Below are 26106 nucleotides of genomic sequence, written 5' to 3'. Positions count from 1 at the left end.
ACTTGTATGGCTAGATGGCCCCATATGCTAGAGCGTATCCTTGCAAAGATTCAAACCCTGCACAATGAACACAAAAAAAGTCTGGTTGTATTCGATTTGGATTCGACTCTTTTTGACGTTAGCCCGCGCTTGGAAAGAATTCTTCTCGACTTTGCAGCCTCCCCTTACAACAAAAGAAAATTTCCGGAACAAGTCGCTCTGTTGAAGGACATTAAGACCTTGCGTTCTGATTGGGGAATCACGGGCGCTTTGCAACGCGCAGGCTTGGACGGCCACCACGCCGAATTTCAAGAAGCCATCCGCGCATACTGGTTAAAAAACTTTTTTTCCAGCCACTATCTTCAGTTCGACAATCCTTATGAAGGCGCCATTGAGTTTGTTCAAGCCGTCGATAAAGCCGGAGCTGAAATCGCTTATCTTACCGGCCGAGACGTCGAACGCATGGGCGTGGGCTCGCTTGAAATTCTTCAGCAATGGGACTTTCCTTTGCATGAAAAAGCGCATCTCGTTTTAAAGCCTCATCGCAGTATGGATGATGCCCAATTCAAAACGGATTATTTTATCGAAGCTGATAAACGCGGCTATGAGCACATCTGGTTCTTTGAAAATGAACCCGTTAATCTTCGCCATCTTGAACAGTTCTGCCCGCACGTAGAAATGATCTTTTTTGAAAGCACTCATGCCGGCAAAGCTGAACCACCTGAAGATCTTCCGCGGATTATGAACTTCCTGCTTAACCAAAAGGAATCTTAAATGCTTTATCTTGTTGCGACTCCCATTGGGGAAGTGGGTGAAATCACTCTTCGCGCGTTGGAAGTTTTAAAAAACTGTGAAGTCGTTATTTGCGAGAGCACGAAGGAAGCCTCCAAACTTTTGCGCGCCCATGGCATTTCCGGAAAAACTTACGAAATTCTGGATGAACATTCCAAACCCGAAGACAAAGCCGCTTTGGTTCCTTTGTGCGCGGAAAAGAATGTCGCATTAGTGACCGATTGCGGAACACCAGGCTTCTGCGATCCCGGTGCAGACCTTGTACGTTTATGCCGTCAAAAAGGAATTGCCGTTAAATCCGTTCTGGGCGCTTCCTCTTTGATGGGTCTTCTTTCTTTAAGCGGCCAGCGTTTGGATGAGTTTGTCTTTCGCGGCTTTTTACCTGCGGAAACAGAAGCCCGCGGTAAAGCTCTGCGCGAACTCACGAAAGAAAAGCGCGCCGTGATTATTATGGATACACCCTATCGTTTGAAAAAAACCTTAAACGATATGAAAGAACATTTTCCGCAAAGAAAATTCTTATTAACCCTCAACTTGTCGCAAGAGGATGAAACCATCCTTGAAGGCGCCATTGAAAAAATCATCTCGGGACTGCCGTTTGAAAAAGCGGAGTTCATGCTCTTGATGTATCCCGCATAATGAGTTCTTTGATCTCCCTTCCTGTCGACAGCTTTATTCCGCAAATCAGCGAAGAACTTCGTCAGGGAAGAAATTTGGTTATCACCGCCGCACCAGGGGCCGGAAAAACCACTCGCCTGCCTCCTGCATTGTTGCAAGTCGTTCCCCGTAAAATCGTTGTGCTTGAGCCGCGCCGTATGGCGGCCATCGCCGCGGCCCACCGTATTGCCGAGGAACAGGGCTGGCAGGTCGGAAAAGAAATCGGCTATCAAGTGCGTTTCGCAAATAAAACGTCCGCGCAAACGCGTTTGATTTTTATGACCGAAGCTCTGTTAGCAAGACAGATGATCGAAGACCCGGAACTTTCTGATGTCGATCTTGTGATCCTCGATGAGTTCCACGAAAGATCCATGCATGTCGATCTTGCGCTCGGCCTTTTGCGCGAACTGCAAGAGCTCGGCCGGGACATCAAAATTCTTGTGATGTCCGCCACTCTTGAAGCTGAAAAGATTTCTTCTTATTTGGGAGAAGCCCCGATCATCAGCATTCCTGGAAAGCTCTTTGAGCTGGAAGTCAAATATCAGAAGAGCTCGCAGGTTTTACAGACATCTCCGGCCTTTTTTGAAAACCTGGTTCAAACGGTCAAAGACGCGCAAATGCAGACGGCAAAAGATATTCTGGTCTTTCTTCCCGGAGTCGGAGAGATCGACCGAAGCAAAGATCTTTTACAAGCCTGGGCTGATACGAAAAATATCGAACTTATTCCCCTGCACGGATCTTTGAATCTGGAAGATCAAAGAAAAGCTTTGCAGAAGTCGTCGCGACAAAGAGTGATCCTGTCGACCAATATCGCCGAGTCCTCGGTAACTTTGGATGGCGTGAATACCGTGATTGATTCGGGTCTTGCAAAAAACATGAAGCAAGATCACCGCACGGGTTTTTCGCGATTGGAATTAGGGCGTATCAGTCTTTCAAGCTCCATTCAAAGAGCAGGACGCGCCGCCCGTCAGTTCCCCGGCGTGGCATACCGTTTGTGGAATAAAATGGACGAACTTTCTTTTAGCAAAAGTGAAGTCGCCGAAATTCAGCGTATCGATCTTACTGAAAGTTTATTGTTTTTGAGCGCTCAAGGTGTCACCGATTTTGATTCTTTCAGCTGGTTTGAAAAACCGCCCGCAGCCGCGATTCAAAGCGCTTTGCGATTTTTAAAAATTTCCGGTGCCTTGGATGACGCCGGTAAAATCACGGGCCTTGGCAAAAAACTTCTGCACTTTCCGCTTCCCGTGCGCCTGGCCAAATTGATGCTGGTCGGAATCGAAGACGGCAGCGTCGATCTTGCTGCGGAAATGGCGGCGCTATTACAAGAGCGTGACGTCCTCAAAAAAGATTCTGTGAATTCATTCTTGGGAGATCAACTGGAATGTGATTTAACGGCCCGTCTATTAACGTTAGAGGAATACCGTACCACGCAACGAGCTCCGCGCGAGGCACACTACTTTGCCTTGCAGACTGTGGATCAGGCCGCTCGACAAATTCAAGAGACGGCGCAAAGGCTGCAAAAGACTTCCATCGCAAAACGAAAGCGTGAAGCCCAGCTTGAAAAGATCAAAGAAATCTTGATCCAAGCCTATGCGGATCGTTTGTGCCGACGCCGCGGCAAAAGCGAAAGAGCCCTCATGGTCGGAGGACGCGGCGTAAAGCTGCAAAACGAAAGCTTGGTGAAATCCTCCGAATTCTTCGTCGCTCTTAGCGGCGTTGAAGGAAGTTCGGATGCGGAAACAATTGTCAGTGTCGCTTCCGGCTTCGATAAAGAGTTTGTCTTAAGGATTTTTAAAAACGAAATTGAAAAGATTCGTGACGTCACATTTATCGAAGAAAAGGGACAGTTCTTTTTGCGCGAGTACCGCGCGCTTTACGGCCTTCCTTTGGATGAACCAAATCTTCTGCCCGCTTCCAGCCAAGACATCGCGGAAAAATTGCCGCAGATTTTAAGCGACAAGTTCGATCTCGTCCTTAAGAATAACGAAAACCTTGCGCATTGGTGGTCACGCTTGTTGTTCCTAAACCAACAAGAATCTTTGGATGTCGATCTTGAGGCGCTTAAACTCGAAGCGTTCACGCAGGCCTGCATGGGCGAAAGCAAGATGCAGACCGTGATGGAAAAAGATCTCGTGTTCTTTTTTGAAAATGTTTTTCCTGCCGCTCTGATCGAAAAAATGCGCAAAGAAATTCCTGAACGCATTACCGTTCCCAGCGGCAGTAAAATACGCGTGATTTATCCTTTAGATAAAGCGCCTTATTTGGAAGTCCGTATTCAAGAGATCTTTGGTTTAATGGCGACGCCGAGAGTGTATTTCGGGCAGATCCCCATCACTTTTCATTTGTTAGGTCCTAATTTCCGTCCAGTCCAAGTGACATCCAACCTGGAAAGCTTTTGGAAGAACGGATATCCCGAGGTCCGCAAAGAACTACGTATCAAATACCCCAAACACCAATGGCCCGAGGACCCTGCAGATGGAACTCCAGAGGCAAAAGGCCGCCGTCGTACCTAGTTGAAACGTTCCCAATCTTCGTGGAACAAGAAGCATGTCTCATCCTGAGATCTGAGTGAACTATTTCAACAAATTTCCGAAAAGAGATATAGGCTTTTAGTATTCCGGGGGGAATGAAATGAGAAGTGCTATATTCGCATTAGCTCTTCCGTCGTTGTTTTCTTTAACAGCGTCGGCACAAGAGTTATCGCCACAAAGCCTCTTTAATCGCTGTTATATCCAACTCACTGGAAAACCAGTGCCGTTGAATCATTCCTTAATGAATCAAGTGAAGTCAGGAAAAATCAACGCGCTTGATGCGTGCAGAACAATCCTTCATAAGGGGCAGCTTTCCGCTTCCGGTGAAGTGAATCGCAACGATGCAGAGGCGAAAGCCGTGCTCAACACGTTCTATAGCTTTCACCGCACTTGGTTCACCAGTAACAACCTCGATACTATCTCCGGATACAATAGCGGCGAGCATAACGGAACGGTCGATATTTACGATGCGACGGAACCCGCGTTGTCCGTGACTTACTCTGTCTTTGGCGCCGGTCAAAAATACGAACAGACGCTAAGAAGAACTACAGGCGTAAAAGCCATTCGTGTCGAAGACGAAGCAATCAAAGCCCGTCAAAAATGGATCGGTTCACATGCGGGCCGCTTTATGGCCAATAATCTGGACATGCAAAATTCATTGTTCAGCTTCCGCGACCCTACAAAAGTTTTCACAACTGTGAGCCGTAACATCAACCGCCACGTGGCTGTATTCAAGTCAATGCCGACAATTCAGGTCGGTGATCTTGTCGGTATTCGCCCTATCAGCGATCAGTTCAATGTTCCTAATATTTCCTTGAAGCCACAGGGGGACTCGCGCTCTGACAAAGGTTCCCTTGATGAAAATTTGAATTACAGTTACGAGTTTTTCCAAAACTACGGTGGGGGCGTGATTGGCTCGCCAATCTATCTTCTGCAGTACTTCGGCCACAGCTTCAATATGAAGTTCAATGGTGGATCGAAAGTTGCGCGCCGCTGGTCACAACAAAATATGGAATCTTTCCTTTGTGCGTCTCTTCCCGCTTTGCGTGAATCCGATGTCACACAGTTCGTAGATGCAAAGTCATCTTTGGCGTTCCGTAACTCCACAAGCTGCGTAATGTGCCATGCGACTTTGGATCCTATGGCGTATACAGCTCGCAACCTGACAACAGGCGCAATGGATATCTTCCGCGTCACCCAAAATGGGGATGTGACTCGTGATGCAGACGGAAAACAAATCAATCCACCGCCAGCGTTCGTTAGAAATGCGGTGGCTATCACTTCATATAAAGCTTCGAAAGCTTCCGTTGCCGGCTGGCCTTCAGAGGCGGTCGCAGACTTCCACTTGCAAAAGCCGACAGGGCGTTTGTACTTCCGCTCTGTAACGGGAGCTCTGATTAACAAACCGGTTACAAACATGGCGGATCTAGGTAAAGCGATGAGCGAAACCGAAGATTATTATCTTTGCGCAGCTAAAAGATATTTTGAATTCATGACAGGAATCCAAGTGCCTCTTTACGATCGCACGGATCCCCGCAACTCGGAACTCAACCGCTCTCTGTCTAAAGAGGCGAAAGAGGACAGGGCTTACGTTGAAAGCCTTGCCAAGGTCTTGGCGGGTAACGGCTCGGTTCTCGAAGTAGTAGAAGAAATTATGCGCTCGCCTTATTACACCAAAGAGAATTTCAGATAAGGGGCATGGGGGGAACAAAATATGTGTAACGATTCTTCAAATAACAATCCGTTCTCTCGAAGAAGTTTTCTTGGCGGAGCATTGACTCTGGGGGCAGGAACATTTCTTTTCGATCCATTTCGCTCTTTAACCGAAGGCATCGCTGACGGCTTGATCATGAAAGCTTATGGCGAGTCCGGTGGCGTGAATGCATCCCGCAACTACATCAATATCCAAATGCCGGGCGCTCCCCTTCGATATCAATTCGACCAGTGGTTGCGTGTCAGCAATTCCGATCCTGCGTTGGCAATGGTCGCAGCAACGAAGAAAATCAATCCAATGATTGCGAACTCCTTTACGATTGATTCCCAAGGCAAAGTGGATCTCGCATACAAAACATTCGCTTTTAACAACGTCTTGGCTCCGCACATGTTCAGCCATCACGTTTACAACTCGAAAGGTCAGAAGAGACCTTTGACGGATCTACTCAAACACATGCTCGTCGTGCGCGGCTTCGGCAGCGGCTTGGACGGACATCAATTCAATATGCTTGCGCAACAAGTTCCTATTGGTGGTGTCTCGACAATCTCGGGCTTGGTTGCCGAAAATACAAAAGCGACTTTTGATTCGGTTCAGTGGCCTGACCGTGGCGGTAACGGAGCTTTCGTTTCAAACCAAGGTAAAGCGCAAAGTAAAGTAGGCGGAACAAAACCGTTGAATACTTTGATGGAAGGCTTCGGCCAACCGTCAGCAAAAGGCACACGCAACTTGAAGACTGCTCATGCCGAAGCTATGGAACTTGCACAAGCTCGCTTGAAAGCCTACTCTCGTTCGGAAAACACCGGTGCGAAAGTGGTTTCTCAGAATCTTTCAAATGCTTCTAACATGATGAAAAAAGGCGTTGGCAACCTGGATTCTTTCTGGACCGATGCGGTGGCACGATACAAAGCGGCTATTGAAGCTTCTATGCGTGAAATCAACCTTGTCGGGATCAGCGACAAGCCTTTGACGTCCGATGAAAGCGCGATTTGGAATTTAGGAACCGGCGATATTATCAAACAAAGCAAAGAGCGTGACGTGCGCGAAGCTATTAAAAATGTTTCGTTGCAAAATTACGCTGAAAGCCTGGCGATGGCTGAATACCTCATCAAACAAGGTCTTTCGAACTCCATCGACATTCGTGCTGATGCATTAATGAATCTTTCTATTTTAACTCCGGGCACGACTGCGGCGACGGCTCGCAACCTCGGACTTGATATGCACGCGACTGGCGGGGCTGCGGCAGTCCTTTTTGCGACGTCTTATTATCGCGGTATTGCTGCGGGAATTCTTGAACTGATGGATCAACTCGGTCCCCAAGTTTGGCAAAACACCGTTGTGCAAGTGCAAGGCGACTTCGGTCGTACAGCGCGCTCTAACGGCTCCGGCAGCGACCATGGTTTCAATCAGATGGTTACTTCCGCTTATTCAGGTGCCTTCTCGAACGGTCCTGTGGTTGTTGGCAACATCAAGTTGGCCGGTCACAGCGCGGCTTACGACGGCACACAAGGCATCGCTGCGGAAATCCCTGGTTACAACCAAAAAGGCATGCCGTCACCAACTATGGCGTCTGCGACTGTGACGACTCTTTTAGGTGTCGATCACAATCCGTATAAGAATACGGCGGCGTCTTTGGTGTCTTTGACAAATGGAACTCTTAAACCTGTCGTTCCTGCGAAAATCGTAGCGTAAGAGGAGATCGTATGAGACAGAAGTTAAGACAGAAATTCTCGATTATAGTTCTCCTTATGTGGGGCACGGTGATGACTCAGCTTTATCAAAACTGTGCGCCTTTAAATATGCAGGGTTTTGAAATGGCGAGTTCCGAAGTCGTGATACCGCAAGGTCACGACGAGGGTTCGGGTATGGGCTCGCATCCTGTCGACAATACAAATACGAAAATTGCACCGACAAGAAAACAGCTTGTCGCAAACCGTACTTACGTTGCGGGAATTTTTCGTGAAGTCTTCACTTCAACGAAATACCCGATCTCTAACTTAGAAGCATTGATCGACAAATGGATTGAGTTCAAAGGCGCGCAATACGGCGGCGCTTGTAATCTCTATTCCAGTTATTCTTCGCGCGATTGCTCCGGTTCTTTGGCAAATACAAACATCGGGCACTATACGGAGGACAACACAGTTCGCGAATCGTTCCGTATTCAAATGTGTGAAAACGTTTTGGGTGCGGATGCGGGTGTGAACGCGGCCCTTGAAAAGGTCGGTTTGACAACGGCGTCGGCCATCAGTACGGCCAATGTCGCTGCCGCTTACGGCTTGTTCTATCGCAACGATCCGCCCGAAGAACTCGTCGTCAATTCACTTTTGGATTTAAATCAAACTTTGGCTGCGAAAAAAGTTTCAGCCATGGATCGCTGGCGAGCGATTCTCAGTCAAGTCTGTGAATCACCCGCTTGGCAGTTATTCTAAGATTAATGAACTTTAGAATCAGAATGTTCGCAAGAGGAGCAGAGTTTCTGCTCCTCTTGATTTTCAAGGTACGCCAAAAACGAAGCGCAACGGAAAGACAGATCAAACAAAGTATCCACGTCGATCACGTACTTTTCCTCTCCGAATTTTACGGCCACCCAGTTTTCTGATACTTCTTCGAAGGCAATTTGTTCTGCCTCGATGAATTTCGTCGTTTTCATTAGCCCCTCATTGAGTAGTAACCGATGATCAGGCCCGGATCGAATGTGAATGGCACTGCTTCGATTGTCGGCTCATCCGTCAAACGGCCTTCTTCTTTCCCCGCCACTTCTTCTTTCGTCATAAATGTCGGCAAGGGAAGACGAGGGTTTTGTTTCGCCTGCATATAGACTTGGTTGTCATAAGCAGCGGCTTTAAGGCTGATTTTTTCGCCCACGCGAATGATTTGCGAAGGAATATCGACCTTCTTACCATTCACCATCACTTTTCCGTGCGTGATCAATTGTTTTGCCGCAGGAATGCTGGGCGCAAATCCCAAACGGAAAACAACATTGTCCAAACGCTTCTCAAGAAGATTTACCAAAGACTCCACCCAGTTTGTCGCCGCAGAACGCTTCGCCTTATTAATCATGCGGCGGAATTGTTCTTCGCGAACTCCATAGTGAAATCTCAATTTTTGTTTTTCTTCCAATTGCAAAGCAAACTCAGAGTACTTACGTCTTTGCAAACCGTGTTGGCCCGGCGGGTAAGGACGTCTTTCAAGCGCCCCCGCCTTCCCCATACCAGGAAGTTCCGTGAGCAAACGTCTTTGTCTTTTAAAGCGAGGTGTTTTGCCTGTTCTGTTCATAGAAATCTTATCCTTCAAATAGTCGTAGGATGATTTAAGAGTGTCCCAACAGAAAGAACAGAACTTCTTGAAATTTTAAAGATGATGAAAGCGCGACGAAAAGATTTTGAAAGTCGATTGAGATTGAAAACGTGTTGAGAGAAAAAGCGCAGAAATAAAAAAAGCCCCCCGGAAATTCGGGAGGCCTTTTACTTACCAAGCTGGTAAGCGTCTGCGACGGTTGCGTTTACGAACAGGAGCAGTCGTTCCGTTGCTCTCGCCCTGATGAGTGTTCGAAGCTGGCACCGTCTGAATTGTTTCTGTCTGCTTCATAGCCGAACTCCTTTCGCCTAGATTAAGAACACCTCTATTCTCTCAGAAACGCGGAGCAGCAAGCGACGCTTTTAATATTAGTCTTGGGTCATGAAAACAGGTTGAGAATGTTTTTCAAGCGAGAACAAATATAACGACCAATGGAATTAAAGAAGAACTCATCTAAATATTACACAATGAGTCATCGTTGCGCGGCGAGAGGTCCCAACATCACAGCGCCGGCAGGAACGTCTTTAACGACGACGGCATTTGCGCCAATCGTGGCGCCGTCACCGATCGTGATAGGCCCCAATACTTTGGCGCCTGTTCCGATCATTACTTTGTTACCCACCGTAGGATGACGTTTGACGGGATCGAATTTCGTTCCCCCCAAAGTCACGCCATGAAAGATGATACAGTCGTCACCGATCACCGCCGTTTCGCCGATCACAACGCCGACACCGTGATCGATCACTAAACGATGACCGACTGTCGCGCCAGGATGAATTTCAATGCCCGTCAACCAGCGAGAGATTTCCGCCACCAGCCGCGCAAGGAAGTACATCTTATCTTTGTAAAGACGATGTGCCAGACGATGGAATAAAAGAGCTTTCGGTCCCGGATACAGAAGCGCAATCTCCACCAAAGATTTCGCTGCGGGATCGTAGTTTTTATAAGTTTGAAGAAGCTCTAAGAATCGGTTCATTTCTCAAATTTTTCTTTCATGTCATCGAGGAGGAAGTAACGGTCAAAGAGCTCGTTGTAGCGTGACCACTTTTCACCGGAACCACGCTCATTATCGATGATGGTTTTGAGCGTGCTGACCTTGCTGTCAAAGTCATCTACCATAGCTACCACCATGGCCTCAAGGAACTTAGGTCGTTTCGGCGATCCATATTCTAATTTGCCGTGATGACTCAGAATGATGTGTTTGCAAATATCTCTCAGCTCTTCACTGAATCCTAAAATGCGAGACGCTTTTTTATCTATCAACTCACAGGCGATCTGCATATGACCGATCAGACGGCCGCGATCCGTGTAAGCGATGCCGTTATCATAAGAAAGCTCCCACACTTTTCCGATGTCGTGGAAGATTCCGCCGAACAACAACAAATCGCGGTTTAAAAAACTGTAGTGCGTGCCCATGAAATCCATGATCTTGCAAATCGATAAGATATGTTCAAGCAGTCCGCCAAGCCACGCGTGATGAATTGATTTCGCGGCGGGAGCCCGTAACAACAAAGGATGAATCTCTGGATCTTCTAACGTATCCATCACCAATTGTCGAATGTGATCGTTTTTAATCGATCGCACCATCTGTACAAGTTCAACGAACATGTCTTCAGAATTGCGCGACGTGCTTGGAATAAAATCCGCAAAGTTCACAGTTGCAGAGTCGACTCTTTCCAGACGATGAACGATCAACTGTTTGCGATTCTGAAAAATCTGCACCAAGCCCTTGACGTGCAAAACGTCACCCACTTCGAATTCTTTCGCCAGTTCGTCCACGCGGTCCCACAGGCGAGCATCCACGGAACCCGTGGCATCCCCCAACTGCAGACCCATAAAAGGACGGCCGTTTTTTCCATTGGCAACGTGCTTTTCTTTAACGAGGAAAAGAGAATCCACACTGTCTTTGTCTTTAAGACTTTGAACGGTTTGTTTTTCCATTTTTACTCCTCACAAAAAAGAGGGGCGTGTTGAGAACTTTTGAAAGTGACCTGCGCCAGGTGAATATCTTTGTCCTTTTGTGCAGCAAAGAAAAAAGTTCCGCCCAGGACACTGAGATGACGGTTCTGGGTCGTGTTTACTTTGATACCCTCCCCCTTCATCTGTGTAAAAAACTTTTCGCTGATATCGAAGAACTGATTGCAGCCCGCGCCGAAAACTTGATTTCCAATTCTTCTTTTGCGCGCATGACTGACGAATATAACTTTTTTCGCCGTCGCATTTTCAAATTCAGGAAACTCGAAGCCGACATAGAAGGAGCCGCGCTGATCTTTAATAAACCGGGACAAGTCCACTTCTCCCCCGCCTCGCGGTAAGGAAATACGCAGCGCCTGGCCTTCGACGATTCCTTTGTTTTTCTCTACTAAAAAGACCGCGACTTCAGAAAAGATAAGATTATTCTGCGAAACGCCGCCACCGCCACCGTGATCATCGGCGTTTTCTGCGACTTTAAACTCCATGAGATTCCAGGCTTGCGTCGGAACTTTGAGGTCTTCGGGCGGATCTTCGATCTTAATATCGCCGTATTCGCTCACGTGATAACCAGGAACCGCTGTGCAGGCTCCGCTAAAAAAAGACATCCAGATAACAAGGGCCTGGACGAACTTTTTCATTACTCATTCTCCAGTTGGTCCCGCATCTCTAACAATGGAAGGAAATTAGGCTCTGATTGAAGACCCGCACGGACATATTCGTAAGCGCCTGCTCTGTCATTGTTATGCATAACCACCCAAGCTAAACCATAGAGTGCCGTCGCATTCTTTTTATCCTGATTATAAGCTTGTGTGTAGGCTGCTTGCGCGCATCCGACGTCTTGTGTGTTAATACAAATATCGCCCATCAAAAGATTTTTAACGGACAAAGTTTGTAACTCTGGCATTTTCAAAATGGTCATGGCTTCAGGAAGACGGCCGATTTTAGCCAAATAACTTGCTTGTGTCGCCAGAACATAAGGATCTTTAGGAGACTCCGCCATTGCCTCTTGCAGAAGTTTTGCCGCTTCGGCATCGCGGTTCACTTCCATAAAGCAGACAGCGCGCAATGCTTTGAGTTCCGGGTTCGGCGTTTGTTTTTGATAGATCTCTGCGCAGTATTTTTCCAAGTAATCCCACTGTGTGAAACGCCATTCGACATGCAATGGATGCGTGTAGTTGCGCGCTTGTCCCGGGATCTGATTCAGGAATTGCACCACCGACTGATTTACGCCGTCGACATCGCCCAAAAGATTGTGAGCATAGACAAGGAAAAGCATCAGTTCTTGGCGAAGATATCCGGTCTTTTGCGCATTCGCTTTAATATCGCGGATCAACCCTTGCAAGTCGGAACCGTCGTTGCGGGTTTTTGCATTTTCCACGGTGGAAAGAGCACGGCCAAAAAGAGCTAAGACCGATTGCGGATTTTTACGATAAATCGTATCGAAGTCGCGCATCGCCTCGGCGTAATTTCCCTTTTTCTGCTGGATGATCGCGAGGTTTAATAAAGCAGAGATATTGAACGGTTCATGCCCGATCGCTTTTTGCAAAGTATCTTCGGCCTGTTTTAAATCTCCGTCCATCATGTAAGAAACAGCAATGCCCAGATAAGCGTCGACGATTTCCGCACGACTGCGATTTTCTTGAACCAAAGCTCTTTCCAAAATACGGCGGCCTAAAAGACTTTGGCGATCTTCAGAAATAAGAACCGGAGCCATCTGCACTTGCGATTCGATATCGGGCTCTTTAAGTTTTGAAGCGCGCATGTATGTTTGCAATGATCTTTCGTAAAGTCCGAGGCTCTTATAGCGAATAGCTTGCGCCATCAATTCATCATAACCCAGGCTTTTCTTTTTATCTTTTTGTGACAAAGTCAAAACCACGCCGACCGCGACAAGAACAGCGGCGCCAATCATCGCCCAGCGCAGAACGTTCGACTTCTTGCGAATCTTGCCCTGCAAACGGGAATCGCCTGTAGCTCCATAACTTTTTGCCGGAGCGGCAGCCACCGAGCGGCTGCTGACAGGTTCAATCGGCGGCGTCACATCTTTGATCGACGCTGGTGGAGGCGTAATATCCAAGTGATGCGGAACCGGTGTCGGCGTCAACTCGTCGGTCATTGCAGGAACATCGGTGCGAGTGATATTCGTCACCGTGTGCTGCGCAATGGATTGAGTCATGGTCTGTTCGGAACTTGCATCTTGCTCTTCGCGAATGTTGCGCACGATTTCCATGAAAAGTTTGTTTTCACGGATGTAGCTCCAACGGCCTTCGGGCTGGCGAATTTCATCAATGATTGAAATCTGTTTGGTGCGCAGCTGTTCTGTGACTTCAGACAACGTAAAAGGGCCAAGGATTCTTGTAGAAGACTTAACGAGCCAATTCTTTTCCGTGCTGTTCACATTATCGCCGTTCATATCACTAGAATGGTGCTTTCGTCAGAAGAAGTTTTAAATCGTCGTTTGTAAGGAATAGACCCATACCCAAATATCCTGAACGAGAATCTTTTTCGTTCAAAGAATCGTTGATACCACCCGTAACGTAAATACCGCGATAAAGCGTATAAGAAAGCGCGGCCCTGATATTGGTATCTTGGAAGTCGAAAGCCTCCAAAGTGAACTTCAGCTTACGACGGAAGAAATGGTAGTCGATTCCGAAACCACCCGAGTTTTCGATCAAACCACCCTTCAAAGTCAGGTCCCAGAAGTTCTTCGCAAAAAGAACCGTGAACTTGATTTGATTGAAGTAAGTTTTCTTTTCAGTGTAATCGCCATTTGTTGTGCCGTTGTATTCGTAACGGGTTTTTTCAACAACGCCGGCTGGATCATCCACGACCGCGATATAATAATAACGGTCCAGGCCCGGCTGGATTTGCACCCCGATGTAAGACTTTGTCGCGCCCACATCGTTCAGGTACTCACCGCGGAAATCAAAGGCTGTCTGAATTCTGTTCGCCGTATCCAACATGCCGCTCAAACCGTCGATCGCGGAGCTGACGTTTTCCGCCGTCTGCTCATCGCTGACAAGTTTACCGATCGCGCCTTCGCCGTTGTTGATTTTAGCCGTGATGTCTTCAAGGTTTTTCATGGAGTTCGACAAACGAGTCCACGTTTTCTTAAGACCCGTGTCGCTTGTGTCATTCATGACTTCACGTAAAGAGGTCGTGATCTCGTGAATGTCGTCGACGACATCGCCGATTTTATCTTTGTTCTCTGTCGTCATCTGCGCCAGATCACCCGTCAATGTTTCGATATTCTTTACGATACGGCCCAAAACATGTTTGCGAGTGCCATCTTCAGACGTCGCTTCTTCGAGGTTTTTCGCGACGACTTTCAATGAACTTGCCACGTCGGAAACTTGCGCCATCAAATTATCCAGCGAACCGCCGTCTTTGATCGTCAGAATTTGCGCGTTGTCTTCTAAAGGAGGATCCGTCGGAGAACCCGGATAGACTTCCACGTGCTTGTCACCCAAGATCCCTTGAGCTTTGATTTCAACAGCCGCAGAAGTCGTCAGTGGAACGTCGGATTTAACAGTGATATCAATACGCGCCATTCCGTCTTGCAAAGTGATGTTCTTAATCACACCGACCGGAATACCCGCCGAACGAACCGCCGAATTTTTTACCAGACCTCCCGCATTCGGAAGAAGAAACCAGGCTTTTTTAGAACGACCTAGATAGGATGGATCATCGCTCACCTGCATAGACATGACGGCGATCAAAGATCCCACCACGATCACTAACAAACCCACTTTAAATTCGGCGCCGCGAAGCCAATTCATTGATGTTTCATCCCTTTATTCACGAACCTCTTCACCAACTCTATATCGGTGTTGAAGAAGTCCTCTGGAGTACCAAATAATAGAACCCGGCCACTATCTAACATCGCGATATGGTCGGCAATCCTAAACGCAGCGGACAAATCATGCGATACCATGATGGATGTCACGCCTTCTCGCATTTTATGAGTACTCAGAATCAAATTATCCACCATTTCCGTCAGAATGGGATCTAAACCCGTGGTCGGCTCATCATAGATCAAAATTTCTGGATCTAGGGCGAGAGCACGGGCTAGTCCTGTTCTCTTCTGCATACCGCCGCTGATCTGACTCGGAAGTTTGTGGAAATGTTTGGCTTCCAAACCAACCTGTAAAAGTTTTTCTTCCGCTATACGAAGGACCTGAGCTTCCTTCAACTCGCGCCTATGTTCGAACAAAGGAAAGCACACGTTTTCCAAAACAGTCATGTCATCAAAAAGCGCTGCTGATTGAAACAGCACTCCGAATTTCTGGCGAAACTTTGTGAGTTCGTCGGGGCTGAGTTGCGAGATGTCCGTGCCCAAAACATCAATTTGTCCCGATGTGGGTTTAAACAATCCCAACAAGTGTTTCAGCATCACGCTTTTTCCCGTACCGGAAAAACCGATGATCGCCGTCAAACTCCCCTTGGGAATTTCCAGGTTGATACCTTTAAGAACGAATTCTTTTCCGCCATCAAAAGATTTTTTCACGTCTCGCATAGAGACTGCAGATTCGCCGTTCATTAAGAAATTCCCATCACGTTATAGAAGAAACGAATTAAGTTCGTCGCGAAATAATCAAGAATGATGATGCCGACCATGCTTTGTACGACGCCCTGATTGGTTGCTTCACCGACACCTTTGGCTCCGCCTGTGGTATTAAATCCACGATACGTACAGACTGTCGCGAAGTAGATGCCGAAGATCATGCCTTTAAAAAGACCTTCATTGATATGTTTAACTTCGATAAAGTCGGCGATTTTTTGCCAGAACACCGCTTCGTCAAGAGCCACAAGCTTCACGCACAGGAAATAGCTTCCCAACATCGCCACGAAGTCGAAAACCGCCACAAGCAACGGCATACAAATAAATGCCGCCACCAAACGTGGAGAGATTAAGTATTGTTTGGTATTCACGCCCATTACATCCAGCGCGTCGATTTGCTCATTCACGCGCATTGTTCCTAAGCGCGCGGCCATGGCTCCGCCTGCACGGGCTGCCACGATCAAGCCGGTTAATACCGGACCAAGCTCACGCGTGATCCCCAGGGCCACAGTCGGCCCCACCATATTAACGGCGTTAAAAAGTTTGAACCCTAAATAAAGCTGAAAAGAAAGTGCCAGCCCCGTGAAGATTCCCGTCAAACAAATGATGCCGACGGATTGATTTCCGATGAACTCCATGTGACGGATGATTTCGTTAAAACGCGAAGGTTTTGCAAAGATGAGACGGATGCTTTCATTGAAGAAGAGCATGATCTTACCCGTCTCGGTCACAAGGCCGCGCACGACGCGCAAAACAAGAGCTCCGATTCCTGAAACAATTCTTGAGAAATTCTCTGTGAGAGTCACTTACTCTCCTCCAATATCTGCACTGATAAAATCGGCATCAAGCCCGGTGTAAACTCGTGGCACCCGTTCGCCGACACTCGTGAGCATTTCCCAGGTGATCGTTTTCGCGTGTTGTGCCAATTCTTCCGGCGACAAAAACTCTTCGTTTAAGCCATAGCCAAAGAGAGTGACCTCTTGCTCTTTAAATTCTTTGAGATCTTTTCCTTTTACGACATCGGTCACATCGAGCATGAGATAGTCCATACAGATGTTGCCAACCACGGGAACTTTATGGCCGGCAAAAAGAACTGACGACTTATTGGATAAAATACGATGATAGCCATCAGCATATCCGATCGGCACGACAGCGATCACAGATTCGCGCGCAGCCTTCCAAGTTCCGCCGTAAGACACGGTTTCGCCGATTTGAAGGTTGCGAAGTGTCGCCACTTGCGATTTTAAACTCATCACCGGCTTAAGCTCACAAACATCTTTGTCCGCCACCGGGTTGTAACCGTAAATCATCAGACCAGGACGCAATCCCCAGTTTTGTAAAAACAAGGGATGATCCTTTGGCAAAGATTTTTTCTGCGCCGCTAAGTGATTCAAAATTCCCGCGCTATTCAGAGCGTGGCAGAAAATATTAAAAGGTTTAAAAAGCTGGCTGACCTGGTGAAGCGCACGCAACTGCGTGGCACTTTGCCCCTGAGGATCCAGCGCATCCTCGCCGTTATAAAGATGGGTCAATAACGCCTTCAAACGGATCTTTTTATTCTGCCACAGGCGATCGTACAGTTTTTGGGCTTCGTCGGGACGGAATCCCAAACGGTTCATTCCCGTATCAAATTTCAAGTGAATCGTGACAGGAGAAGACGCCGCCGCCTCAAGATGTTCAATCTGTTCCCAATTGCTTACGACCGGAGTCATATTGTACTGAATGATTTTTTCAGCTCCGGCACGATCAAATCCCCGGAAAACCAGAATATCGGTTTTCACACCGAGGTTGCGTAAAAGAAGTCCTTCTTCAATTAAACAGACACCGACATGCTCGATTCCTAAAGTCTCGAGAAAACGCGCTAATTCAACGTCCCCGTGTCCATAGGCATTGGCTTTCACCATCGGGCAAAGAAACGGCGTCTGAGGAAAAGACTTTTGCAACACACGGATATTGTGTGCGAAGTGATCCAAGTTGATTTCTGCAAAAGTCCGACGAAACATTTCCATTAAATATCTTTTTCCAATTCTAGTTCTCTGTTTTACTCCGCTGGCACATCAAATTCAGGACGATGCGATTCCGGGGCTTTGTACAAACAGATTTTATTTCCGCCTTTGTCAGTGATATGCAAAAGCGCTTTGGTCGCAGTTTCGTCCAAAGTTTTCGCCGAATCACACAGCGAAGGATATTCGCTGATACCGAGGCTGATGGAGACTTTCATTCCGTTATCCATGAATGAAGTGCCTTCGATTATACGACGTAATCTTTCCGCGCGCAGTGCCGCCCCTTTTTTTGGACAATGGGGCAGGATCATCGCCATTTCATTGGCCGCCGTTCTGCAAGTCACATCGTTGGTTCGACTTGTCTTAGTGATGATGGTCGCGACGGATTTTAGCAACTCATCTCTCACTGCTTCACCTAAAGATGACTCAATCTCATAAAAGTCATCCAAGGCCACCTTCACAACCGAGATCGGCTGCTTCAAACGGCGGGCGCGAGACACTTCGTCACCCAAAACTTTATGGTAATAATTTTTATTAAAGAGTTCTGTGACGAAATCTTGGACCTCTAAGGAATCGACTTTTTTCTCTAACGAGAAGTTCGAATAACACAAAGACATCAAAGTGAATTCTTCATTCAACGCGGAAACCTCGGCGGCGCTCACATTTCCCGAATAAGTGAACACGCCTTCCAAAGCATTGTGCGCATAAAGCGGCAAGGCTTTCGGCGGATTGAAGCGGAAAGCCTCGACAAGCATTTCCGAAAAACGCGGCGGCAAAAGACCCATGGCCATCTGTGAACTCAGTTCTTTCATATCGCCGGATTCTAATTGCACGCCCACACCTTGAATGTCGGAAGCCGGAATTCCCTGCGCATGGGTCGCCACAAAAGAACGAACGGACGGAAGAAATTTAAAATAAACACAAATAAGACCGGATTGCTGGTGCAAATATTTTTGAATCAGATCTTCTTTGCTTTGTGCGGAACGATAATCAGCAATGCGCATGGAGATCGGTGGCGTTGCCTGCGCGATCTCGGTTTTTTTCATGCTCTCCAAAGCGGCGGCATGCGCCTCTTCCATTTTTTCTTTGGTCGTATTCAAGTCGTCGAAAAGCTGTTCATTCTGATAAGTCAGATAGATTTTTTCACAAGCGCGATCGACGGACCACACGATGCGCGACTCAAGAGCCGCCGTTTCATCCGAAATCACGTCAACAAAACCATGACTGTTGTACTGCGCGAGAATATCAAACTGCGAAATGGAACTGACCGCGATAAAACGAATCTCATCGTTGATTTCCTGAATCGACGTCACGAAATCGCTTAAAGCGCCCGCTAACGAAGCCGTCGAAAACACAAGAAGATGCGGGGGATTTTCGCGCACGCGCTGCAGGAGTGTTTCTTGATCCTGGAAAAAATAAGCATCGTATCCAGCTTGCGAAAGATACACTTTCGCCGAAGCCCCCAAGTCCACGTTGGTGGTGAAAACGAAAACCGTAAATTGCCCACTGTAATCACGAATGTTCAATTAAATCCTCTTTCCGGGACGACGAATTTCCACATGGTATGAATCAAGTTTCGAAGTTTTCTGTTTTGCCGGCGCTTTCGGCGGAGCGATCAAATTCACTGGAGTCAATTCATCGCTGATCGGAGCGGCATCCAAAGGCATCTCTGCCAAAGTCGTTGCCGCTTCCGCCAGATCAGCGGGAACCGCCGTTTCCGCGCTTGCTTCCGTCGCCACGGGTGCCGGCGCAGCCGCCACGGGCTCTTCTTCCCCTAGGAAACCGTCAATGAAGGTCAGCTCGTCTTCGTTTGCTTTTTTAGGCAACACGGCTGCGGCTTTTTTCGTGACAACGGCAGGTTCTTCTTTCACGGGCTCATTGACTTCTGGTAGTTCCAAAAGATTGTCGATATTCACATCCAGAGGAGACACCGGTGTTCCCGCAGGAATCGCCGCTTGCACTTCAGCGAATTGCGCTTCCGCTTCTTCGCGATGTGCCGATTCTTCTTTCAACTGAGGTAATTCGGGAGAGATCATCATCGGTTCTTCCTTTGGAGCTTCAACAGGCGCACGCAACACCGTTTGCGTTTGTAATTTTTTGAACACAACCATGACCTTTGTTCCCTGGCCACGTTGCGATTCCACTTTGATTTCAGCGTTATGTTCTTTCAAGATTCCGAAAGCGACGGCCAAGCCCAAGCCCATATGATTGTGGAACGAGCGTGTCGTAAAGAACGGATCGAAGATCTGCCCCAGATTCGCAGCTTCAATACCCTCGCCGGTGTCTTCGATATTGAGATGAATTCCTTCGCTGTCTTCAAAAAGATCTATCTTGATTTCTTTTTTTGCCATTCGCTCCATAGCTTCTACGGAGTTTTGCAAAATATTGCTGATGGCTTTTACAAGAGCTTCGACTTGCAAATCCATCGCTGACGTCTCTTGAAGATTTTTAATTAGCTTTACACCTTTGGCAGAAAACTGGGCTTCAAGATTTTTCAACGCTTTCACCACGGGGCCTTCGACCTTCATAGTGATTTTCTCGTTCACTTGCTCGCCGGCATAACCCAAGAGTTTATCAAGCACACCGCGTGCGGCGCGTGTTTCACGCAAAATAGAATCCGTGCTTTGCACGATATCGCTTTCAGGATTTTTTGCGAGAATCATTTGCGAGTAACCCAAGATCGAAGCCAAAGGTCCGCGCATCTCGTGCGCCAATGCCGAAGCCACACGCATCGAAGCCTGCACTTTTTCTTTTTGCGCCACCTCAGGATCAAGAGCGACCACCTTTTCAGGAGCCGCCGCCGGAGCCGGTTTTGATTTTGCCTCTTGCAGTTGATGTTCCAAGGTTTCTATTTCTTTTTCCGCCGGTGCGATGATGTACAGTGCCGCGGCGATCCCCACAAGAGCGACACCACAGCCCATCAACAGAAATTGCCACCACAATCCCGTGCGACCCTTCATCGTTTCCTTCAAAGGCGCCGAACTCAAAACTAAAAGATTACTTTGCGGCACGGCTTCGTACATGCCGTAAAGTTCCCCGGATTTAAGACGGAAAATATTGCTGCCATGAGAAGAACCGCTTTGTTGCGCTTCTTTAAAAACCGGATCGTCGCGCATGATCGTACCCAGGTACTCTGGTACCGAGTGCCCTACGGTCAATCCCGTTGTCGTCACAATAGAAAAAGCCGAAAGCGATCCTCTTTGCGCATCGATCAACGATTGAAAAATTTCTCCGGAACCAAAAAGCGCATAGGCTCTTTGTCCTTCAAGAAAAACCAAAGCGACATAACGGCCGCGCTGAGAATCCTGAAAAGGCTTCACAAAAAAACGCATGTCTGGTGTGCGCGCCAAAGAACCCAACGCCGACTTCACGAAGTCTTTGTTCCAGCTCGCCGCTTTTGAATTTTCTTTAGCAAGAATAGTTTGTGGCTCTAAGTTTGAACCGCTCACGCTGAAAGAGGCCGCCGCGTAGTAAGGAGCCAAAGAACTCCAATTCAATTTTCCTTTTTGAAAGTTTTCCGCGTTGAAGGTTGCAACAACTCTTTGCAAAGACTTCAGCTCTGTCGCCAAGGAGTGATTCATCGCGCCCAGCTGTGTGCGCGTTTGTGCCTCCACCCAACTCATGCGATCGCCATAAACGAAACTATCCGTACGCCACAATACCGCACCGATAAAGAGCGCCGAAATTCCAACCAGCACAATGATGAGTTTTGTTTTCATGGAGACGATTCCTTCCTCCCCGTGTCGGGCTTCTTGCACCGACGTGAGTCTTTGATTTTATTGTAGTTTTAGAAACTGGTAAGAATCAAGCAAGAGTCCTTTGCAAATCCGATTAAAAGGAGTAAGAAGGAGCCACTATGAGTACTCATCGCAGCGATGTTTTAATAATTGGCTCGGGAACTGCGGGCCTTGCCTTGGCCCTTAAGCTCTCCTCATTCGGAAAAGTCACTATTCTTGCGAAAGAAACTGCGGGTGGCAGCAATTCCGCGATGGCTCAAGGAGGCATCTCTGCTGTGATGTCTGAACAGGACAGCTTCGAGGCGCACGTGCAGGACACTTTGGTCGCCGGCGCCGGCCTTTGCAAAGAAACTGTCGTACGCGATTATGTCGAGCAAGCCCCTGATCGCATTCAAGATTTGATAAACTGGGGCGTACATTTCGATGTGCGCAGAAAAGGCTCGGAAGAGACCAATGAAATCGATTTGACGCGCGAAGGCGGACATAGTTTCCGTCGCATTTTGCACTTTGAAGATCAAACCGGTCTCGAAATACATCGCACACTTTTGCAGCACGTCCGCAACAATCCTAACATCACTTTGCTGGAAAGATTTTATGCGATCGACCTCATCGTAAACAAAGAGGTCGATCCTGATGACATGAATCCGGTGACTTGCGTGGGCTGCTACGCCCTTAATAAAAATGATGGCGAGGTGCATACATTTTTAGCAAAGAACACGGTTCTTGCGACAGGCGGTGCGGGCAAGGTTTATCTGTACACCTCAAACTGGAGTGGCGCCACAGGTGACGGTATCGCGATGGCGTACCGAGTAGGCGCACGCATTGCGAATCTCGAGTTCATGCAATTTCATCCAACTTGTTTATATCACCGCGAATCGCGCAACTTCCTGATCAGCGAAGCTTTGCGCGGCGAAGGCGGAGAGCTCGTCGACAGCAACGGTCACGCTTTCATGCACAAATATCACAAGCTCGGTTCACTGGCTCCCCGTGATGTCGTCGCACGTTCCATCGACAGTGAGATGAAAAAAACAGGTGCGGAGTGTGTGTATCTTGATATGCGCAAATTGGACCGTGAATTTTTAAAACAAAGATTTCCGACTATTTTCAACAAATGCCTGGAGTACGGCATTGATATGAGCGTGCAACCGATTCCTGTGGTGCCTGCAGCTCACTATCTTTGCGGCGGCGTGCTTACGGATAAAAACGGAAAAACCGACATCCCGGGTTTATGGGCAATTGGCGAAACGGCCTGCACGGGCCTACACGGGGCCAACCGTCTGGCATCGAACTCTTTACTTGAATGTTTAACGACCGCGCATGATTGCGCTGAGATGATCCAGCAGCAAGGTCCGGAGCCACTGAAGCTGGCAAAAGAACCGAAGCCCTGGACTCATCCGCAAGAATCCAACGACGATGAAATGATCGTGATCACTCATATGTGGGATGAAATCCGCCGCTTGATGTGGAACTACATGGGGATTGTCCGCTCTAACAAACGTCTGGAAAGAGCCCAACACCGTCTTAAAAATATTCTCGCGGAGACGAAAGAATATTACTCGCACATGAAAATTCATTCGGACATCTTAGAGTTGCGCAATATCGCGGTGGTGGCGGATCTTTCCGTGGAATGCGCCCTTCGCCGTCACGAATCGCGCGGTATTCATTACAACATTGACTACCCTGAAACGAGCGAGACGGCTCACGATACAATCGTGGTCCGGGGCCTCATTTGAACTTGCCCGCCCCCGGGGTCTCACGGCAATCTAGAATGTATGTATAAAAGATCAGAAGGCTTCTTCAAAGGATACCAAGATATCAATCTGTTTTTCCAAATTTGGGAAAACCCCGAAGCGCGCGGCACGATCATTATCAATCATGGTCATGGCGAGCATTCCGAATCTTATCACCGCTTGATCAAAGCTTTTGAAAACGACAAATGGTCTTTTTATGGTTGGGATTTACGCGGACATGGTCGTTCTGACGGTCGTCGTGGTTACGTTGAAAATTTCGATGACTACTGCAAAGATTATAAAATCTTTCTCGACATGGTTTTGAAAGAAGAAAAAGTGCGCAAAGGCCCGGTGATTTTATTCTGTCACTCTATGGGCGGTCTTATTCAGCTTAAAACAATGCTGCGCAATCCTGATATTCCTTGTGACGGCATCATCGTCAGTGCGCCTCTCTTGGGAGTTTCTGTTCCAGTTCCGGTTTACAAAGCAAAGGGTGCTGCCTTGATGAACGTGATCCTGCCCAAGATCACGATGAGCAATGAACTTTCCAACGACATGCTGACTCGCGATCCCGATGTGATTCGTGAGTACGAACAAGATGCTCTTCGCCACAATCGTGTTTCTCCGGGCGCCTTCTTAGGGTTCCTGGAATCTTTTGAATACGTTAGACCACGGGCGAATGAGATCACAAAGCCCGCTCTTTTCATTCTTCCTGAAAATGATCCGGTCGTAAGCACGCCGGAAGGCAAAGCTTTCTATGAAAGATTGGGCAGCTCGCACAAAGAGCTTTACGTTTATCCCGATTCAAAACACGAGTTGGTGAACGATATCAATCGTCAAACTGTATACGCCGATATTAAAAAGTTCCTGGATGGTTTTTTGGAGTCTAAATAATGAGATACCTGTTAAGTCTATTTTTGTTGGTTCTTTCCGCTTGCGCTAGTTACGAAGTGACTCCTTCCGGTCGCACCATCAAAACGGCCGATGACTATATGAAAGTGATCGAGCGTTACTCTGACAGCGAACGCCGCTATTCGGGTTTCTATAATACCCTTGATATCGAAGCGACGCTCTTGAACTCAAAAATCGCACAAGCGCAGCTTGAGCAAAATCAGATGCTCTACCAATGGGACGACGCTCGCTTCAATGAAAAGAAAGCGGAATATGAAACCCGCCTCAGTCGTGAGACCGAATTGTTCCTGAGCTTTTATACTCCCGACAGAAAGAACGACGATCTTTCCAAGACGAACACGATGTGGAAGATCTTCCTTGATGTCGACGGACGTCGCTATGAAGGCAAAGCAAAGAAGATCAAATTGCAGTTAGCGGAAATTGAAGGCATGTACCCTTATCATAACCGCTTCTACACACCTTATTCTGTGATCTTCCCTGTTCCCATGCGCACAATTGAAAACAAACCGATTAAGGTGACAGTCACAGGCGTCATTGGCTCGGGCACTCTTGAATTTAATCCTTAATTATTAAGACGACGAAGAGCTTGCTCTTCGCTCATGTATTTAGAAAAGATGCGGAGGAAACTCCCATCTTTTTTAATTTCAGCCAAAGCATGCGCAAACATTTCACGCTCCGCGGAGCTGACTCGTCGAGCGGATAAATAGAAACCCACTTCGGCTTTTCTTCCAGTGTCCGCCACACGATGAATCTTATCAATGCTCATTTGCCGAATATAATAATCTGTCACAAGCGAAGAAAACAAAAGCGCCTGAACTCGCCCTTCTTTGAGTAATCGGAAAGCACCTTCAGGATCGGGAGTTCCGATAAGACGGGCCCCCTTTAACAAAGTTTTTTCTTCTTCTTCCGAGATAACCGTGCGATTGCCAATCATGTAAGCGAATTTGATGTTTTCGTCGGCAAGATAATCTTCAATTTTTTTATTCTTGGCGAAAATTTTTGCCGCGACAGTCAGTTCGCGATGGCTGTTGTAGAACGGAACGAAGACGCCGCCTTTTTCGTACTCCGTCGACTTCACTAACAACGCCAGCATATCAACGCGATCGTTGTTGATTCTCTCTGCCGCCGTAGGACGTCCCATTTCAATCTCGGTGAATTCGCATCCCGTTTTTTCTTCAAGTTCTTTGATAAGATCGTGCGCCAAGCCGTAAAGACGACCGTTTTCCCGGTAGGCCAAAGGTTTGTAGTTGTTCAAACCCACACTGAAGCGTCGTTCGCACTGCGATCTGTTTTTAGTTCCGTGAGAAGCGGGAACTTGAATTCCTAACCCCACAAAAAACAACAAACCTAGAGCGGCACGAGCATAAATCTTCATGCACACTCTAACGGAAAAATCAGGTGAGATAATAAGCGACCTTACGAGAAAGTAAGATTCACATTTTCTAGGAACGCTTAAAGCGTCTAGCTACTTCCATGTCGAACAAGGGTTTTACATACTTCGCGACTTTAAGACCGACGCCTGTCAGGCCTGCTGGCTCCACTGTCTCGAGGTCATGCAAGATCGCTTCACGGATCATCTGCACGTACTTAGTCGGCGAAATAGATTCCGTAGGAATTTGAAAGTTTTTAGAATAAAGCGTTTCGATTTCGTCGAACATGCGCGTTTTAATCGCCGGAGTCACCAAAAGAAGAGTCGATACTCCGGTGTCTTTAAGTTCCAATCTGATACAATCCGTAAAGGCTGCAACGGCTGCTTTTGAAGCGGCATAAGTCGAAGCACAAGGAAAATGCATGTACGCCGAAACGCTAGAGTTATTAATAATCTTGCCGCGTTTTCTTTGAATCATTCCAGGCAAAAACGCGTGCGTCAGATGAACGAGCGCATTGAGATTCACTTGAAACATTTTATAGATGTCGTCAATGGGCTGCTCTTCGATGAGTCCGCCCGTCAGCATGCCTGCATTGTTAAACAAAATATCAATCGGCGTCTCTTGCAGGTCTTTCACAAGTTTTTCAATGTCACTGCGAACGCTCAGATCGGCTTCCCATACCGTGACTGATTTTGCACCGGCTGCTTCGAGCTCTTGGCGCAACTCCCCGTCACCTTTACGAATCACGACATGAAGATGAGCTTTATCCTCTGCACACATTTTCGCGAAGGCTTTTCCAATTCCCCGGCTTGCGCCTGTTACTAAGACATGACGGTTTGCGATTTCCATTTT

General features: G+C 47.5%; 23 protein-coding genes. 9 read left to right on the top strand and 14 right to left on the bottom strand.

Going from position 1 to position 26106, the window contains the following annotated elements:
• The first annotated feature begins 6 nt into the window (after positions 1-6).
• From QJS83_RS03365 to QJS83_RS03340, 6 genes are all read left to right on the top strand, one after another.
• Positions 7-753 (top strand): HAD family hydrolase, encoded by a 747-nt coding sequence (locus tag QJS83_RS03365; RefSeq protein WP_284607689.1) that lies wholly within the window; start codon positions 7-9, stop codon positions 751-753.
• Positions 754-1410: a 16S rRNA (cytidine(1402)-2'-O)-methyltransferase gene (gene rsmI / locus QJS83_RS03360; protein WP_284607688.1), complete on the top strand. Its 657-nt coding sequence runs from the start codon at positions 754-756 to the stop codon at positions 1408-1410. It abuts the gene before it with no gap.
• Positions 1410-3941, top strand: coding sequence for an ATP-dependent helicase HrpB (hrpB, locus tag QJS83_RS03355; protein ID WP_284607687.1), 2532 nt, complete (start codon positions 1410-1412; stop codon positions 3939-3941). Before rsmI ends, hrpB begins: the two co-directional genes overlap by 1 nt.
• A gap of 118 nt (positions 3942-4059) precedes the next feature.
• Positions 4060-5652, top strand: coding sequence for a hypothetical protein (locus QJS83_RS03350; protein WP_284607686.1), 1593 nt, complete (start codon positions 4060-4062; stop codon positions 5650-5652).
• Positions 5653-5673: 21 nt separating this feature from the next.
• The gene (locus QJS83_RS03345; protein ID WP_284607685.1) at positions 5674-7362 is read left to right on the top strand and encodes a DUF1501 domain-containing protein; all 1689 of its coding nucleotides are present in this window, start codon (positions 5674-5676) and stop codon (positions 7360-7362) included.
• Between the two features lie 11 nt (positions 7363-7373).
• On the top strand, positions 7374-8099 hold the full coding sequence (locus QJS83_RS03340; protein ID WP_284607684.1) for a hypothetical protein: 726 nt from the start codon (positions 7374-7376) through the stop codon (positions 8097-8099).
• 2 nt (positions 8100-8101) lie between these two features.
• Here the strand turns inward: QJS83_RS03340 and QJS83_RS03335 are convergent, their stop codons facing one another.
• The 12 genes from QJS83_RS03335 to QJS83_RS03280 form a co-directional block, all read right to left on the bottom strand.
• Entirely contained in the window at positions 8102-8320 is a 219-nt protein-coding gene (locus QJS83_RS03335; RefSeq protein ID WP_284607683.1) for a hypothetical protein, read from the bottom strand.
• Positions 8320-8946 carry a 30S ribosomal protein S4 gene (gene rpsD, locus QJS83_RS03330; RefSeq protein WP_284607682.1) on the bottom strand — a complete coding sequence of 209 codons (627 nt, stop codon included), beginning with the start codon at positions 8944-8946 and terminating at the stop codon, positions 8320-8322. The genes QJS83_RS03335 and rpsD overlap by 1 nt, the downstream gene beginning before the upstream one ends.
• Before the next feature lie 493 nt (positions 8947-9439).
• Positions 9440-9943 (bottom strand): serine O-acetyltransferase, encoded by a 504-nt coding sequence (cysE, locus tag QJS83_RS03325; RefSeq protein WP_284607681.1) that lies wholly within the window; start codon positions 9941-9943, stop codon positions 9440-9442.
• A complete protein-coding gene (locus tag QJS83_RS03320) occupies positions 9940-10908 on the bottom strand; it encodes a 3'-5' exoribonuclease YhaM family protein (protein ID WP_284607680.1) in 969 nt (322 codons plus the stop codon). The genes cysE and QJS83_RS03320 overlap by 4 nt, the downstream gene beginning before the upstream one ends.
• A gap of 2 nt (positions 10909-10910) precedes the next feature.
• Positions 10911-11579 carry a hypothetical protein gene (locus tag QJS83_RS03315; protein ID WP_284607679.1) on the bottom strand — a complete coding sequence of 223 codons (669 nt, stop codon included), beginning with the start codon at positions 11577-11579 and terminating at the stop codon, positions 10911-10913.
• Positions 11579-13354, bottom strand: a complete 1776-nt coding sequence (locus QJS83_RS03310) for a tetratricopeptide repeat protein (RefSeq protein ID WP_284607678.1) — start codon at positions 13352-13354, stop codon at positions 11579-11581. The genes QJS83_RS03315 and QJS83_RS03310 overlap by 1 nt, the downstream gene beginning before the upstream one ends.
• Before the next feature lie 4 nt (positions 13355-13358).
• Entirely contained in the window at positions 13359-14720 is a 1362-nt protein-coding gene (locus tag QJS83_RS03305) for an MlaD family protein (protein WP_284607677.1), read from the bottom strand.
• The gene (locus tag QJS83_RS03300) at positions 14717-15481 is read right to left on the bottom strand and encodes an ABC transporter ATP-binding protein (protein WP_284607676.1); all 765 of its coding nucleotides are present in this window, start codon (positions 15479-15481) and stop codon (positions 14717-14719) included. Before QJS83_RS03300 ends, QJS83_RS03305 begins: the two co-directional genes overlap by 4 nt.
• A complete protein-coding gene (locus tag QJS83_RS03295; RefSeq protein WP_284607675.1) occupies positions 15481-16308 on the bottom strand; it encodes an MlaE family ABC transporter permease in 828 nt (275 codons plus the stop codon). Before QJS83_RS03295 ends, QJS83_RS03300 begins: the two co-directional genes overlap by 1 nt.
• Positions 16309-17505 (bottom strand): alanine racemase, encoded by a 1197-nt coding sequence (gene alr / locus QJS83_RS03290; RefSeq protein WP_284607674.1) that lies wholly within the window; start codon positions 17503-17505, stop codon positions 16309-16311.
• Positions 17506-17543: 38 nt separating this feature from the next.
• Positions 17544-19031: a GGDEF domain-containing protein gene (locus tag QJS83_RS03285; protein WP_284607673.1), complete on the bottom strand. Its 1488-nt coding sequence runs from the start codon at positions 19029-19031 to the stop codon at positions 17544-17546.
• Positions 19032-21224, bottom strand: a complete 2193-nt coding sequence (locus tag QJS83_RS03280) for a sensor histidine kinase (protein ID WP_284607672.1) — start codon at positions 21222-21224, stop codon at positions 19032-19034. It lies immediately after the preceding gene.
• 137 nt (positions 21225-21361) lie between these two features.
• Between QJS83_RS03280 and nadB the strand changes: the two genes are divergently transcribed.
• The 3 genes from nadB to QJS83_RS03265 are packed head-to-tail and all read left to right on the top strand — an operon-like array spanning position 21362 to position 24450.
• The gene (gene nadB / locus QJS83_RS03275; RefSeq protein ID WP_284607671.1) at positions 21362-22975 is read left to right on the top strand and encodes an L-aspartate oxidase; all 1614 of its coding nucleotides are present in this window, start codon (positions 21362-21364) and stop codon (positions 22973-22975) included.
• Between the two features lie 39 nt (positions 22976-23014).
• Entirely contained in the window at positions 23015-23866 is an 852-nt protein-coding gene (locus tag QJS83_RS03270; RefSeq protein ID WP_284607670.1) for an alpha/beta hydrolase, read from the top strand.
• Positions 23866-24450: a hypothetical protein gene (locus QJS83_RS03265; RefSeq protein ID WP_284607669.1), complete on the top strand. Its 585-nt coding sequence runs from the start codon at positions 23866-23868 to the stop codon at positions 24448-24450. Before QJS83_RS03270 ends, QJS83_RS03265 begins: the two co-directional genes overlap by 1 nt.
• On the opposite strand, the gene QJS83_RS03260 is transcribed toward QJS83_RS03265, so the two are convergent.
• On the bottom strand, positions 24447-25259 hold the full coding sequence (locus QJS83_RS03260) for a substrate-binding periplasmic protein (protein WP_284607668.1): 813 nt from the start codon (positions 25257-25259) through the stop codon (positions 24447-24449). The two genes, QJS83_RS03265 and QJS83_RS03260, sit on opposite strands and share 4 nt — an antisense overlap.
• Positions 25260-25326: 67 nt before the next feature.
• On the bottom strand, positions 25327-26103 hold the full coding sequence (locus QJS83_RS03255) for an SDR family NAD(P)-dependent oxidoreductase (protein ID WP_284607667.1): 777 nt from the start codon (positions 26101-26103) through the stop codon (positions 25327-25329).
• Between the last annotated feature and the right edge of the window lie 3 nt (positions 26104-26106).

The organism is Bdellovibrio sp. 22V, from assembly GCF_030169785.1.
In the GTDB taxonomy this organism is placed as follows: Bacteria; Bdellovibrionota; Bdellovibrionia; order Bdellovibrionales; family Bdellovibrionaceae; genus Bdellovibrio.
This window is presented reverse-complemented; position numbering and strand designations above follow the sequence as displayed.

What these genes read in the sequence shown, in the direction of transcription:
- QJS83_RS03315 (WP_284607679.1), bottom strand. Translation starts at nt 11,579, where the DNA reads ATGAAAAAGTTCGTCCAGGCCCTTGTTATCTGGATGTCTTTTTTTAGC.
- nadB (WP_284607671.1), top strand. Translation starts at nt 21,362, where the DNA reads ATGAGTACTCATCGCAGCGATGTTTTAATAATTGGCTCGGGAACTGCG.
- QJS83_RS03270 (WP_284607670.1), top strand. Translation starts at nt 23,015, where the DNA reads ATGTATAAAAGATCAGAAGGCTTCTTCAAAGGATACCAAGATATCAAT.
- QJS83_RS03305 (WP_284607677.1), bottom strand. Translation starts at nt 14,720, where the DNA reads ATGAATTGGCTTCGCGGCGCCGAATTTAAAGTGGGTTTGTTAGTGATC.
- rsmI (WP_284607688.1), top strand. Translation starts at nt 754, where the DNA reads ATGCTTTATCTTGTTGCGACTCCCATTGGGGAAGTGGGTGAAATCACT.
- hrpB (WP_284607687.1), top strand. Translation starts at nt 1,410, where the DNA reads ATGAGTTCTTTGATCTCCCTTCCTGTCGACAGCTTTATTCCGCAAATC.
- QJS83_RS03260 (WP_284607668.1), bottom strand. Translation starts at nt 25,259, where the DNA reads ATGAAGATTTATGCTCGTGCCGCTCTAGGTTTGTTGTTTTTTGTGGGG.
- QJS83_RS03345 (WP_284607685.1), top strand. Translation starts at nt 5,674, where the DNA reads ATGTGTAACGATTCTTCAAATAACAATCCGTTCTCTCGAAGAAGTTTT.
- QJS83_RS03365 (WP_284607689.1), top strand. Translation starts at nt 7, where the DNA reads ATGGCTAGATGGCCCCATATGCTAGAGCGTATCCTTGCAAAGATTCAA.
- QJS83_RS03320 (WP_284607680.1), bottom strand. Translation starts at nt 10,908, where the DNA reads ATGGAAAAACAAACCGTTCAAAGTCTTAAAGACAAAGACAGTGTGGAT.
- QJS83_RS03255 (WP_284607667.1), bottom strand. Translation starts at nt 26,103, where the DNA reads ATGGAAATCGCAAACCGTCATGTCTTAGTAACAGGCGCAAGCCGGGGA.
- alr (WP_284607674.1), bottom strand. Translation starts at nt 17,505, where the DNA reads ATGTTTCGTCGGACTTTTGCAGAAATCAACTTGGATCACTTCGCACAC.
- QJS83_RS03265 (WP_284607669.1), top strand. Translation starts at nt 23,866, where the DNA reads ATGAGATACCTGTTAAGTCTATTTTTGTTGGTTCTTTCCGCTTGCGCT.
- cysE (WP_284607681.1), bottom strand. Translation starts at nt 9,943, where the DNA reads ATGAACCGATTCTTAGAGCTTCTTCAAACTTATAAAAACTACGATCCC.
- QJS83_RS03340 (WP_284607684.1), top strand. Translation starts at nt 7,374, where the DNA reads ATGAGACAGAAGTTAAGACAGAAATTCTCGATTATAGTTCTCCTTATG.
- QJS83_RS03350 (WP_284607686.1), top strand. Translation starts at nt 4,060, where the DNA reads ATGAGAAGTGCTATATTCGCATTAGCTCTTCCGTCGTTGTTTTCTTTA.
- rpsD (WP_284607682.1), bottom strand. Translation starts at nt 8,946, where the DNA reads ATGAACAGAACAGGCAAAACACCTCGCTTTAAAAGACAAAGACGTTTG.
- QJS83_RS03280 (WP_284607672.1), bottom strand. Translation starts at nt 21,224, where the DNA reads ATGAAAACAAAACTCATCATTGTGCTGGTTGGAATTTCGGCGCTCTTT.
- QJS83_RS03300 (WP_284607676.1), bottom strand. Translation starts at nt 15,481, where the DNA reads ATGAACGGCGAATCTGCAGTCTCTATGCGAGACGTGAAAAAATCTTTT.
- QJS83_RS03310 (WP_284607678.1), bottom strand. Translation starts at nt 13,354, where the DNA reads ATGAACGGCGATAATGTGAACAGCACGGAAAAGAATTGGCTCGTTAAG.
- QJS83_RS03335 (WP_284607683.1), bottom strand. Translation starts at nt 8,320, where the DNA reads ATGAAAACGACGAAATTCATCGAGGCAGAACAAATTGCCTTCGAAGAA.